The 13,900-nt window shown below is 34.9% G+C and carries 10 protein-coding genes; 6 read left to right on the top strand and 4 right to left on the bottom strand.

What is annotated here, in order from left to right; translation table 11 throughout:
* Window positions 1–36: 36 nt before the first annotated feature.
* Window positions 37–1,110: an NADH:flavin oxidoreductase gene (locus tag AC15TD_RS06775; protein WP_484451379.1), complete on the bottom strand. Its 1,074-nt coding sequence runs from the start codon at window positions 1,108–1,110 to the stop codon at window positions 37–39.
* A gap of 11 nt (window positions 1,111–1,121) precedes the next feature.
* Window positions 1,122–2,375 (bottom strand): methionine adenosyltransferase, encoded by a 1,254-nt coding sequence (gene metK, locus AC15TD_RS06770; protein ID WP_484451378.1) that lies wholly within the window; start codon window positions 2,373–2,375, stop codon window positions 1,122–1,124.
* A 506-nt stretch (window positions 2,376–2,881) separates the two neighbouring features.
* Between metK and ilvD the strand changes: the two genes are divergently transcribed.
* From ilvD to AC15TD_RS06740, 6 genes are all read left to right on the top strand, one after another.
* Window positions 2,882–4,567 carry a dihydroxy-acid dehydratase gene (ilvD, locus tag AC15TD_RS06765; protein WP_484451377.1) on the top strand — a complete coding sequence of 562 codons (1,686 nt, stop codon included), beginning with the start codon at window positions 2,882–2,884 and terminating at the stop codon, window positions 4,565–4,567.
* A 42-nt stretch (window positions 4,568–4,609) separates the two neighbouring features.
* Window positions 4,610–6,310 carry a biosynthetic-type acetolactate synthase large subunit gene (ilvB, locus tag AC15TD_RS06760; RefSeq protein ID WP_484451376.1) on the top strand — a complete coding sequence of 567 codons (1,701 nt, stop codon included), beginning with the start codon at window positions 4,610–4,612 and terminating at the stop codon, window positions 6,308–6,310.
* 115 nt (window positions 6,311–6,425) lie between these two features.
* Window positions 6,426–6,959 (top strand): acetolactate synthase small subunit, encoded by a 534-nt coding sequence (gene ilvN, locus AC15TD_RS06755; protein WP_484451375.1) that lies wholly within the window; start codon window positions 6,426–6,428, stop codon window positions 6,957–6,959.
* 9 nt (window positions 6,960–6,968) lie between these two features.
* Window positions 6,969–8,444: a ketol-acid reductoisomerase gene (gene ilvC / locus AC15TD_RS06750; RefSeq protein WP_484451374.1), complete on the top strand. Its 1,476-nt coding sequence runs from the start codon at window positions 6,969–6,971 to the stop codon at window positions 8,442–8,444.
* A 15-nt stretch (window positions 8,445–8,459) separates the two neighbouring features.
* A complete protein-coding gene (ilvA, locus tag AC15TD_RS06745) occupies window positions 8,460–9,725 on the top strand; it encodes a threonine ammonia-lyase IlvA (protein ID WP_484451373.1) in 1,266 nt (421 codons plus the stop codon).
* A 185-nt stretch (window positions 9,726–9,910) separates the two neighbouring features.
* Complete coding sequence (locus tag AC15TD_RS06740) at window positions 9,911–11,503, top strand: NADP-dependent glyceraldehyde-3-phosphate dehydrogenase (RefSeq protein WP_484451372.1); 1,593 nt, start codon at window positions 9,911–9,913, stop codon at window positions 11,501–11,503.
* A 5-nt stretch (window positions 11,504–11,508) separates the two neighbouring features.
* Here AC15TD_RS06740 and AC15TD_RS06735 read toward each other — a convergent pair whose 3' ends face one another.
* Together AC15TD_RS06735 and AC15TD_RS06730 are read right to left on the bottom strand one after the other, a co-directional pair.
* Window positions 11,509–12,960 carry a Gfo/Idh/MocA family protein gene (locus AC15TD_RS06735; protein ID WP_484451371.1) on the bottom strand — a complete coding sequence of 484 codons (1,452 nt, stop codon included), beginning with the start codon at window positions 12,958–12,960 and terminating at the stop codon, window positions 11,509–11,511.
* 11 nt (window positions 12,961–12,971) lie between these two features.
* Entirely contained in the window at window positions 12,972–13,898 is a 927-nt protein-coding gene (locus AC15TD_RS06730) for a hydroxypyruvate isomerase family protein (RefSeq protein WP_484451370.1), read from the bottom strand.
* Between the last annotated feature and the right edge of the window lie 2 nt (window positions 13,899–13,900).

The raw sequence follows: 13,900 nt of genomic DNA, 5'->3' as shown, positions 1-13,900 counted from the left end.
TTGAAAAATACGAAAACAAATAGAAAAAAACATGCTCTAATGCTGAACAAATTTTGGCCATCTATCCATATAGTCAATAAAAGTATTACTTAGACCTTCCTTTTTTAAATACTCCGGAGTAACGGGAAGAGGTTCAGGTGTAAAATATTGATTTTCTATTACACGATTAGGAAAATCGTGATGTAAAATTGCAGACCTTCCAATAGATACAAAATCCACCTTGTTGTTTAAAATTTCAACGACATTGTTGCCAGAGCTTATGTTTCCAGCCACTGTTAATTTTACATTTTTGAAGTCTAGACTTGTAAAATGGTTTAATAAAGATTTATCTTGATATTTTAAATCTTCAGGCATTTTAAAACAATCCCAAAGCGAGATGTCTAAAAAATCGATGTTTCCTTCATCAATAAATTGTTGAGAAATAATTTTAATTTCTTCCAAATCCATTCCAAAGCGCTCTGGTGATAAACGAATACCTATCAAAAAGTTTTTGCCACAGGCTTCTCGAATGCCATTCACAATTTCAAAAAGAATACGACTTCTATTCTCAAGAGAACCGCCATAGTTGTCTGCACGATTATTAATCTCACTGCTTAAAAACTGACATAGAATATAACCATGAGCACCATGAACTTCTATACCATCGTAACCCGCTTTTTGAGCACGTTTTGCAGCTGTGATAAAATCATGTCGTAAGGTTTTTACTTCTTCAATGGATAATTCCTTTGTATCAAATTCTTCATTATAAGAAGGGCAAACTGGTTGCTTGCCTATAACCTCTTTAGGTGAGCGCATGCCCGCATGATGTAATTGAATAACGGCTAAACTTCCATGTGCTTGCAATACTTTAGCCAATTTTTTATGACCTTCAATATGTTTATCATCAAAAATGCCTAATTGGCCAGGAAAGCCTTTTCCAATTTCTTGAACATGAGATGCACAGGTCATAACCAAACCAAAACCACCTTTAGCTCTCATTTTTAACCAATTAAATTCAGCATCAGATAAAGTTCCGTCTTCATGGCTTTGTCTATTGGTTAATGGTGCCAGCATAAATCGGTTTTTCATTTTAGCACCACATGAAAAAGAAATTGTATCGGTAAGTTTCATAGTATTTTGTCTTACAGTCCAAAAATTTCTTTCACCTTATCAACATAATCAAGTTTTTCCCAAGTAAATAGTTCAACATCAAGGGTAATACTTTCACCATTTGGCTGGGTAAATGTCTTGGTAACGACTTCATTTTTACGTCCCATATGTCCATAAGCGGCAGTCTCGCTATAAATAGGAGCGCGTAGTTTTAAGCGTTCTTCAATCGCAGCGGGTCGCATATCAAATATATTAACGACTGATTTTGCAATTTCTCCATCGGTCATGTTAAAAGGACATGTGCCATAAGTATCTACAAAAATGGATGTTGGCTCAACCACACCAATGGCATATGATACCTGAACTAAAATTTCTTCAGCAACACCAGCAGCTACTAAATTTTTAGCAATATGACGTGCCGCATAGGCAGCGCTTCTGTCAACTTTACTTGGGTCTTTACCCGAAAAAGCACCACCACCATGTGCGCCTTTTCCACCGTAAGTATCAACAATAATTTTACGTCCCGTTAAACCAGTGTCGCCATGAGGTCCGCCAATTACAAACTTACCTGTTGGGTTTATATGGTAGATAATATCATCATTAAATAGGGCTTGAATATGTTCAGGTAATTTAGCAATAACTCTAGGAATTAAAACATAAATAATATCTTGTCTAATTTTTGCTAACATCGGTTCATCTTTATCAAACTCATCATGCTGTGTAGACACCACGATAGCATCAATACGTTGAGGTATATTGTCATCACTGTATTCAATCGTTACTTGACTTTTAGAATCGGGTCTTAAATATAGAATATCTTTGTTTTCTCTTCTTAAATCGGCAAGTTCTCTCAAGATGCGATGAGATAAATCTAACGCGAGAGGCATGAAATTTTCGGTTTCATTGGTGGCATAACCAAACATCATACCTTGGTCTCCAGCACCTTGTTGTTCCTTGCTTTCTCTGTCAACACCACGGTTTATATCATCAGACTGTTCATGAATAGCAGAAAAAACGCCACAGGAATTTCCATCAAACATGTATTCACCTTTGGTATAACCTATGTTATTTATAGTGTCTCTAGCAATCTTTTGAACGTCTAAATAGGTGGTAGATTTTACTTCGCCTGCAAGAACCACTTGACCTGTAGTTACTAAGGTTTCACAAGCTACTTTTGAGTTTATATCAAAAGCTAAAAAGTTATCGATTAATGCATCGCTAATTTGATCAGCAACTTTATCTGGGTGTCCTTCAGATACACTTTCTGAAGTAAATAAATATGGCATATGCTTAAATTTTTATTGAGAAGATTTGACGATAACGTCGAAGGGAGTTTACACTGCCTTTAGCATTTTTTTTTTGAGGTTGCAATCAGTCAAATCTTTCCTCTATTATTAACAGATGCAAAAGTAAAAAAATAACAAGGATATGCGAATTAATTTTTGATTTTTTCCAAATTAATAGGTGATTAAGAATTAATTATAAACATTTGTTGAACCAAAATTAAAGATCAAATTTTATACATCGTTTCAGTCATTATTATTGTGATTATTTCAGCAGGATTTGGATTGGAATATTTAAAAATAAATACCTTACCACGATGGAACGTTTTTTCATTGATTTTTTTTAATATTGGACATCATAAAATAAAAGATTTAAAATACTGATAAACAGTTTATTACATTGAATTAAAGAGTAATGAATTTAACCGTAAAAATGATTGAACATGATAATTAAAAACCTAATAATTTAATTTCGAACTTTATTTTAAAAACGGGACTAAGACTAATAAATGAAAGAACTTAATAAATATAGTAAAAGGTTAACACAGGACGAATCTCAGCCAGCCTCCCAAGCCATGTTATATGCGGTAGGTTTAACGGATGAGGATATGAAAAAGGCTCAAGTGGGTATCGCTAGCACTGGGTATGATGGAAACCCGTGTAATATGCACTTAAATGGTTTGAAAGATGAAGTTAAAATTGAATGTAATATTGCTGGTTTAGTCGGTTTAGGTTTCAATACTATTGGCGTTTCAGACGGTATTTCTATGGGAACTTCAGGGATGAATTATTCATTAGTCTCAAGAGATATTATTGCAGATTCTATCGAAACTGTTATGAATGCACAAAGTTATGATGCCCTTATATCTGTTGTAGGTTGCGATAAAAATATGCCCGGTGCCGTTATTGCTATGTTGCGTTTAAATCGTCCGTCAATTATGATGTATGGAGGAACTATTGCATCTGGAAAGTATAAAGGAAGAAAATTAAATATAGTCTCAGCTTTTGAAGCTTTAGGGCAAAAAGTTGCAGGTGAGATTGGTGAAGAAGAATATAGAGAAATTATAAAAAGCGCTATTCCAGGTGCCGGAGCTTGTGGTGGTATGTATACAGCAAATACAATGGCTTCGGCTATTGAGTGTATGGGGTTTGCATTGCCTTATAATTCTTCAATTCCGGCAGAAAACCCTAATAAATTATCAGAAAGTGAAAGAACAGCAAGAGCTATAAAAAATCTTCTAGAATTAGATTTAAAGCCATTAGATATTATTTCTAAAAAATCAGTAGAAAATGCGATTGCCCTTGTTAATGCCTTAGGAGGCTCTACAAATGCGGTGTTACATTTCTTAGCAATTGCGCGTGCTGCAGAGATAGATTTTACGTTAGAAGATTTTCAACGTGTTAGCGATAGAACACCTTTAATTGCAGATTTAAAACCTAGCGGAAAATATTTAATGGAAGATGTTCACGGTATTGGTGGAACGCCTGCCGTTATGAAATATTTATTAGACAATGAGTATTTATATGGTGATTGTATGACCGTAACAGGGAAAACCTTAGCTGAAAATTTGGCGGATGTTAAACCTCTTAAGTTTGAAAATGATCAAGATGTTATTTATCCAAAAGATAAGGCCTTAAAATCTTCTGGGAACCTACAAATTCTGTATGGAAATTTGGCCACCGAAGGTGCCGTTGCGAAAATATCAGGAAATGAAGGGTTGTTGTTTGAAGGAAAAGCGGTTGTTTATGATGGCGAGCAAGCAGCGAATACAGGTATTTCAAATGGTGAAGTAGAAAAAGGGGATGTGGTTGTTATTCGTTATGTTGGTCCAAGAGGAGGACCAGGAATGCCGGAAATGTTGAAACCTACATCTTTAATAATGGGTGCCGGTTTAGGGAAATCTGTGGCTTTAATAACCGATGGTCGTTTTTCTGGAGGAACACATGGTTTTGTTGTTGGGCATATTACCCCAGAAGCCCAGTCAGGTGGAGCCATTGCGTTATTAAAAACTGGTGATAAAATTAAAATTAGTGCAGAAGATAACTCTATTAACGTATTACTTTCCGATGAAGAATTAGCTGAAAGAAAAGTACGATGGGTTGCCCCAGAATTAAAACACAAAAAAGGAATATTATATAAATATGCAAAAACGGTTTCATCAGCATCAAAAGGGTGCGTTACAGATGAATTTTAAGTGAGACGTATGAACACAGATACAAAAATTAAATCAGAAAAAATGGCAACAAAAACTGAACGTATTACAGGTAGTGAGGCTGTTATAAGATGTTTACTAGAAGAAGGCGTTGATATTCTTTATGGATATCCAGGTGGAGCCATTATGCCGGTATATGATGAGTTATTTAAATTCAGAGATAAAATCCATCATGTATTAACAAGACACGAACAGGGGGCTACTCATGCAGCTCAGGGTTATGCAAGAATTTCTGGTAGAGTTGGTGTTGCTATGGCAACTTCAGGGCCGGGGGCTACCAATTTAATTACTGGTATTGCAGATGCTCAAATAGATTCTACTCCTATCGTTTGTATAACGGGTCAAGTAGCATCTCACTTATTAGGGAGTGATGCGTTTCAAGAAACCGATATTGTTGGGATTTCAACACCAGTTACAAAGTGGAATCATCAAATTACAAAGGCATCTGAAATACCTGAAGTGATTGCCAAAGCATTTTATATTGCTAAAAGTGGTAGACCAGGGCCAGTATTAATTGATATTACGAAAGATGCCCAATTTGAGGAATTTGATTTTTCATACAAAAAATGTATCGGAATACGAAGTTATAATCCTGTTCCAAAAACAAGTCAAGAATCTTTGGAGGCTGCCGCAGCACTAATTAATCAGGCCAAGAAGCCTATGATTGTTTGGGGACAAGGGGTTATTTTAGGAAAAGCAGAGGAAGAATTAAAAGCGGTTATTGAAAAAGCAGGTATTCCTTCAGCTTGGACTATTTTAGGAGCATCAGCAGTGCCCACATCACATCCGTTAAATATAGGTATGGTTGGTATGCACGGTAATTATGCGCCTAATAAATTAACCAATGAATGCGATGTGTTAATTGCCATAGGAATGCGTTTTGATGATCGTGTTACGGGAGATTTAAATACTTATGCAAAGCAAGCTAAAATTATTCATTTTGAAATTGATCCTGCTGAAGTTGATAAAAACGTAAAAACAGATATTGCCGTTTTAGGAGATTCTAAAGTTAGTTTGGCAGGGCTTTTACCATTGTTGAACGCGAATTCGCATCCAGAATGGCTTCAAGAATTTAAAGATTTATATGCAATTGAGTTTGAAAAGGTCATTAAAGATGACTTATATCCTACGAAAGAAGGATTAACAATGGGTGAAGTTTTAAAAGAAATAAACAAACAAACTAAAGGAAATGCTGCTATTGTTTCAGATGTTGGTCAGCACCAAATGATTGCTTGTAGATACGCCGATTTTAATGTGTCTAAAAGTAATATTACTTCTGGAGGTTTAGGCACAATGGGATTTGGTCTTCCAGCAGCTATTGGAGCAAAAATGGCAGCTCCAGATAGAGAAGTTATTTCTATTTCGGGAGATGGTGGCTACCAAATGACCATTCAAGAATTAGGAACAATTTTTCAGCAGAAAATTCCTGTAAAAATAGTCGTTTTAAACAATGACTTTTTAGGAATGGTAAGACAGTGGCAGCAATTATTTTTTGATAAGCGTTATGCATCAACAGAAATGACAAACCCAGATTTTGTAACCATAGCCAAAGGATATTATGTACAAGCGAAACGTGTTAAAAAACGTGAAGATTTAGCCGATGCTGTGAAGGAAATGATTGCATCAAAAGAGGCTTATTTCTTGGAGGTTTGTGTAGAGAAGGAAGACAATGTGTTTCCAATGATTCCATCAGGAGCTTCTGTTTCAGATATCAGATTAAGTTAAAAATAGAACAAAGAAAATAGAACACAGAATAAAGATGATTATATTTATAGAATAGGATTTAGCATAGTCAAGGCAATCTTTTCTCTATCATCTTTTCTCTTTTATCTTTATAAAAATGAACGAAGAAATAAAAACATTTACCATATCGATTTATACCGAAAATAATATTGGTTTATTAAATCGAATTTCAGCAATTTTTCAACGCAGACATGTAAATATTGAGAGTTTAACAACATCTCAATCTGAAATTGAAGGCGTTAACAGGTTTGTCATTGTAGTTAACATGGCAGAAGTACAAGCCATAAAGATTGTTAAGCAAATAGAAAAACAAGTAGAAACCATCCGGGCTTATTATCATACCGATGATGAAACAATTTTTACAGAATCTTGTATGTTTAAAATCAAGTCTGATTTATTGTTTGAAGAACCTCAGATTCAGAATATTATAAAAGAAAGTGATACGCGTATCATCACTGTAAATAAAGAGTTTTTTGTGCTCGAAAAATCTGGGCGAAGGCATGAAATTGAAGCACTAAGAAGAGACTTAAATGTGTTTGGCATTATGCAGTTTGTACGATCAGGAAGAATAGCAGTTACTAAAGACGAAATGAAAATAACCGAAATGCTAATGGCATTCAATAATCAATAAAAACAAAAAATGGGAAATTACTTTAACACACTGTCGTTAAGAGATAAATTAAGTCAATTATCAAAGTGTAGATTTATGGATTCTTCAGAATTTGAAGATGGTGTAAATGCTTTATTAGGAAAAAAGATAGTCATTGTGGGGTGCGGTGCTCAAGGATTAAATCAAGGTTTAAATATGAGAGATTCTGGCCTAGATATATCGTATACCTTGCGTGAAGCAGCGATTAAAGAAAAGAGAGCTTCTTTTGTAAATGCGACAGAAAATGGGTTTAATGTTGGAACTTATGACGAGTTAATTCCATCAGCAGATTTAGTATTAAACCTTACCCCAGACAAACAACATACAAGCGTTATTAAAGCGATTATGCCTTTAATGAAGCAAGGCGCAACCTTATCATATTCTCACGGATTCAATATTGTTGAAGAAGGCACACAAATCCGAAAAGATCTTACCGTAATTATGGTGGCTCCTAAATGTCCTGGTACAGAAGTAAGAGAAGAATATAAAAGAGGATTTGGGGTTCCAACATTAATTGCAGTTCATGAAGAAAATGATCCAGAAGGAAAAGGTTGGGCACAGGCAAAAGCGTATGCAGCGGCTACTGGAGGCGATAGAGCTGGTGTTTTAGCATCGTCATTTGTTGCTGAGGTAAAATCTGATTTAATGGGAGAACAAACCATTCTTTGTGGATTATTACAAACAGGCTCTATCCTTTGTTTCGATAAGATGATTGAAAAAGGAATTGACGCTGGATATGCTTCAAAATTAATTCAATATGGTTGGGAAACAGTGACTGAAGGACTTAAGTATGGTGGTATCACCAATATGATGGACCGTTTATCTAACCCAGCAAAAATTAAAGCATATGAATTATCTGAAGAGTTAAAAGATATTATGCGTCCCTTGTTCCAAAAACATATGGATGATATTATGGAAGGGAACTTTTCTAGCGGTATGATGGCAGATTGGGCTGATGATGATAAAAAACTTTTAACATGGAGAGCAGCAACAGCCGAAACAGCTTTTGAAAAAACGCCTGCTGGAAATGTTGAAATTTCAGAACAAGAGTATTATGATAATGGTGTGTTAATGGTAGCAATGGTAAGAGCCGGTGTTGAATTGGCGTTTGAAGCCATGACAGATTCTGGAATTATTGATGAATCTGCTTACTACGAATCATTACATGAAACACCACTTATTGCAAATACAATTGCAAGACGTAAGCTATATGAAATGAACAGTGTTATTTCTGATACAGCAGAGTACGGATGTTATTTATTCGACCATGCTTGTAAACCATTATTAGGAGATTTTATGAAGAAAATCGATACAGACGTTATCGGGAAGGCGTATGCAAAAGATAATGGTAAAGGTGTTGATAATGCTAAGTTAATTCAAGTAAATAAAGCACTAAGAGAGCATCCGGTTGAAAAAATAGGAGCATTCTTAAGAGCCTCTATGAAGGCTATGAAGCCAATAGTTTAAATAGTAAATATACTTATGAATAAGGAAAAAGAACCCTATTTTCCTAGTATTGATAATATAAAAGTAGCTGCCGATACCATTAAAAAGGTATCGGCAGTTACGTCTGTATTGCCTAATGTTAGGCTTTCTAAAGTATTTAATTCCAATATTTATTTTAAAAGAGAAGACCTACAACAAGTTCGTTCCTATAAAATCAGAGGTGCTTATAATAAAATAAGCTCCTTAACGAAAGAAGAATCTACAAAGGGTGTTGTTTGTGCAAGTGCCGGAAATCATGCGCAAGGTGTTGCCTTATCTTGTAAATTATTAAAAATTAAAGGCTCTATTTTTATGCCAGCGCCTACACCCAATCAAAAATTGGAACAGGTAAAAATGTTTGGCGAAGAGTATATTGATATTATTCTTCATGGTGACACGTTTGATGATGCGTATCACGCTGCGACGAAAGAATGTGACCAATTAAAGAAAACATTTATTCATCCTTTTAATGATGAGAAAGTTATTGAAGGGCAGGCTACGATTGGTTTAGAATTATTGGAACAATCTAAAACACCCATTGATTATGTTTTTATTCCCGTTGGTGGAGGAGGTCTCGCTGCGGGATTATCAGCTGTTTTTAGTCAATTGTCGCCCAGCACTAAAATTATTGGTGTAGAACCAGAAGGCGCACCTTCTATGTCGGTTTCAATAAAAAATAATAAAAATACCGAATTGGATCACATTGAAAAATTTGTTGATGGTGCAGCCGTTAAACGTGTTGGGGATTTAACATTTAATGTTTGTAAAGCGCATTTGCATGCCATGATTACTGTTCCAGAAGGAAAAGTATGCGAAACCATTTTGGAACTTTATAATAAAGATGCTATCGTGGTTGAGCCAGCAGGAGCTTTAAGTATTTCGGCATTAGATTTTTATGCTGATGAGATAAAAGATAAGCATGTGGTTTGTGTGGTTAGTGGTGGTAATAACGATATTTATAGAACCCCCGAAATTAAAGAAAGAGCCCTTTTATACGCTAATTTAAAGCATTATTTTATTGTGAAGTTTCCTCAACGCTCGGGAGCATTAAAAGAATTTGTAGTCGATATTCTGGGTGAGAATGATGATATTACGTATTTTCAGTATGCAAAAAAGACCAACAGAGAAAATGGCTCGGCCGTAGTTGGAATCGTATTAAAGTCGTCTCATGATTTAGAACCTTTACTTACTAAAATGAAACGTCATAATTTTTACGGTGATTATCTTAATAATAAACCAGATTTATTTGAGTTCTTAGTTTAATTTTGGTTAGTTTTTCAATTTCTTTCGTGATTTGTTATACGAAAACGTTTTCGATGTAAGTTATTTATTTACAAGTAATTAAACCTTTAGTTTTTTGTGAAATTTTTAATGTTTGAATTGTTTTAGGTAGAACCTCTCTTTTAAAATCAGTATCTTAGCTTTCAAATAAAAACAAAATCACAAATATGAAAATGTCAGTTTTAGATATACCTAATAACTATAAAATAAATACACTTTTACATCAATCAACTTATTTAGTTCATGGTGAGTTAAAGCATTGGGAAGGAGAAACCGCAGAAGTGTATTCAACCATATCTTCAACGCCAGAGTATAAACCAACTTTGTTGGGAACAATTCCACAACTAGGTGAAAAAGAGGCATTAGAAGTGCTTGATTCTGCAACTGCTGCCTATGACAATGGTAAGGGCTTATGGCCTACCATGAAAGTAGCTGATAGAATTGGATGTATGGAGGCATTTGTTGATCAGATGAAAACGAAGCGTGAAGAAGTTGTGAAGCTTTTAATGTGGGAAATTGGAAAGAACCTACCCGATTCTGAAAAAGAATTTGATAGAACAGTCGATTATATTTACGATACTATTGAAGCCTATAAACAAATAGATAGAGACTCTGCAAAGTTTGAAAAAAACTCTGGGGTATATGCTCATATTCGTCGTGGACCATTAGGGGTTGTATTGTGTTTAGGACCCTATAATTATCCATTAAACGAAACATTTACCTTATTAATTCCAGCATTAATTATGGGGAATCCAGTTATTTTTAAACCGGCAAAACTTGGGGTTTTACTAATTTCTCCTTTATTAGAAGCTTTTCAAAGTAGTTTTCCAGAAGGTGTTGTGAATATTGTTTATGGTCGTGGTCGTGTTTTGGCCTCCCCTATTATGAAATCTGGTAAAATTGATGTGCTAGCCTTAATAGGTAATAGTAAGTCTGCTAATACCCTTCAGTCGCAACATCCGAAAGGAAATAGATTGCGTATGGTTTTAGGATTAGAAGCTAAAAATCCAGCCATTGTGTTACCCGATGCCGATTTAGATTTAGCTGTTGATGAGTGTATTTCAGGAACGTTATCGTTTAACGGGCAACGATGTACGGCACTTAAAGTGTTATATGTTCACGAATCTGTTGTCGAAGAATTTAATAGAAGATTTGCCTATAAAGTTGATCAGCTTAAATTTGGAAATCCTTGGGAAACAGGAGCTCAATTAACACCCCTCCCGGAAGAAGACAAACCAGCATATATTCAAGAATTAATAGACGATGCCAAAGAAAAAGGCGCAAAAGTTTTAAATAAAAAAGGTGGCGAAACAAGTGAGAATTTTATTTTTCCTGCAGTTTTATATCCTGTAACTAAAGAAATGAGGGTGTTTACAGAAGAACAGTTTGGACCTGTAATTCCGGTAGTTTCTTTTGCTGATATTGAAGAACCTTTAGATGATATGGCAGAATCTAATTACGGACAACAAGTAAGTTTGTTTGGTAAAAATATTCACACCTTATCGCCGTTAATTGATACACTTGTTAATTTAGTTTGTAGAGTAAACTTAAATAGTTCGTGTCAGCGTGGTCCTGATGTGTATCCTTTTACCGGAAGAAAAGATTCCGCTTTTGGTACGTTGAGTGTTCATGATGCGTTACGCTCGTTTTCAATAAGAACTTTTGTGGCTTCAAAAGATAACGAATACAACAACGCTATCTTAACTGAGTTATTAGAAAAGAAAACCTCAAACTTTATTAGTACAGATTATATTCTTTAATTTAATTAATCCAATTTCCAGCCTTCTCGATATGTTCTTTTTACAAATTGATTGGCAGGTTCGAAATTGGTTATTTTCATATTAATGCCATCCCATAGTAATTTTTTACGACCTGGGTAACTAAATCTTTCGCCAACTTTTTCTCTTAAATTATAACTCCTAATAGCTAGATTTCCCATTAAAATAGATTCCGTAAGTGGTCCTGCAAAGTCAAATGATGAGGTGAGCTCTTTGTGTTTGTCACTACCATAACCATCTTTACAAGCCTTAACCCATTTAGCTTGGTGTCCATTTTCTGGCAAGCTATTTTTGTCCTCATTATCATCGTAATCTGGTAAAATAATTTCACCAGAATTGAGATAAACTTTAGGGTTTCTCCCATAAGTTCCAGAGGTCATAATGCCTTTTTCTCCGATCATTATAACACCATTTGTGCTATTTTCGTCGCCAATGGAATGATCAGCTGGAATTAAGTCTGGATGAAAAGGACGTAATCCACCATCTGTCCAATTCAATTTAACTTCTGAGGGATTCCTTTCTGTAGCTTCAAATTTTAACTGGGTTCTTGATGAAGTCGGACATGATTCTGGATAATAATCAGGTGTCCAATCTTTAGTAAATATAGAACCTATACTACTTTCAACTTCAGTGGGATAACCCAAACCTAAAACTCTATAAGGAGGATCCATTAAATGGCATCCCATATCTCCGAGTGCTCCAGTACCAAAACTCCACCAGCCTCTCCATTTAAAAGGGTGATATAGCGGGTGATAATCTACCCATTGGGCTGGACCTACCCACGAGTCCCAATCTAAATTATCTAATAAAGCTGGTTTCTCTTTTGGTCTTTTTATGCCTTGAGGCCATACAGGTCGGTTAGTCCATACATCAACCTTATTTACAGTGCCAATAGTTCCATTGTTAAACCAGTTAATCATGGTTTGCACACCTTTTCCCGATGCACCTTGATTGCCCATTTGAGTTACTATTTTATATTTCTTTGCGGCTTCCGTTAGTATTCTGGCTTCGTAAATATTGTGTGTTAATGGTTTTTGCACATAAACGTGTTTACCTAATTGCATTGCTGTATAAGTAATAACAGCATGGGTATGATCTGGAGTTGATACTGTTATGGCATCAATATCGCTTATTTCATCTAATAACTTCCGATAATCTTTGAAGCGTTTGGCGTTAGGAAAAAAATCAAATGCTTGTGATGCTCTATTCCAATCAACATCACAAATAGCAGCAATGTTTGAAGCGCCATTATTCCAAACATTTATCATATCTGAATACCCTTTCCCTCCAGCCCCAACAACAGCTACATTTAATTTGTCACTTGGAGGAATAAATCCTTTGCCCATAACGTACCTTGGAATTATCGAAATCCCAATGGTTGTTATTGCTGTTTTTTTTATAAATGTCCTTCTGCTATTTAATTTATGATTTTTTTTCATTTGTCATTAATTTAAAAATTATCTGAGGTTTTATAGGCATCAATAACGGCGCGCTCACCAGCTTTACCCTTCATAGAATTTCCGTGTTCCATACCAATAATGCCATTAAAACCTTTCGAATGAATAAACTTGAAAACGTTTTTAAAATTTATTTCTCCTGTTGATGGTTCTTTTCTACCAGGATTATCACCAACCTGAAAATAAGCAATTTCGTCCCAGCAGATTTCTATATTTGGAATTAGATTTCCTTCCTGTATCTGTTGATGATAAATATCAAATAATATTTTACATGATGGCGAATCTACTGCTTTGCATATTTGATAAGCCTGAGGCGACTCACTTAAAAATTGTCCTGGATGATTTCTGAAATTTAAGGGTTCTAAAACCATGGTTAAATTATGAGGTTCTAAAACACCGCAGGCCTGTTTTAATGTTTCAATCACATTTTGGGTTTGATAAGCCATATTTTGTTTTAAGTCTACATGACCTGGTACAACAGTCATCCATTTTGCATTAACCCGCTTAGCAACTTCAACAGATTCTTTAATATCATTCAAAAACTCGTTACGTTTATCAAGATTTCCACTGGTAAGATTTGGTTCTTTCCAATAAATACTATGTGCCACAAAAACACCCATATTCATACCTCTTTTATTCATAGTTTTTACTATAGCCTCTTGAGTTTCAATAGAACGTTTTTTCATATTATTGTCTTCAAAAGCAACAAAACCTTCATCAGCCATAAAGTTTAATTGATCAGTAAGATTTTCACCAGCAAAATGTTTAAACATACCTATATGTGGTGCATAATTTAATTTAAAAGAACTTAAGGTTTTGTCTTTTTGTTCTTTAAGATTTAATGCATTTACTCCTGTAAGTCCTAGCCCTAAAAATGAGGCAACTGTGGCACTTTTTTTAACAAATAATCGTCTGTTCATCT

The organism is Yeosuana sp. (assembly GCF_057126245.1).
This window is presented reverse-complemented; position numbering and strand designations above follow the sequence as displayed.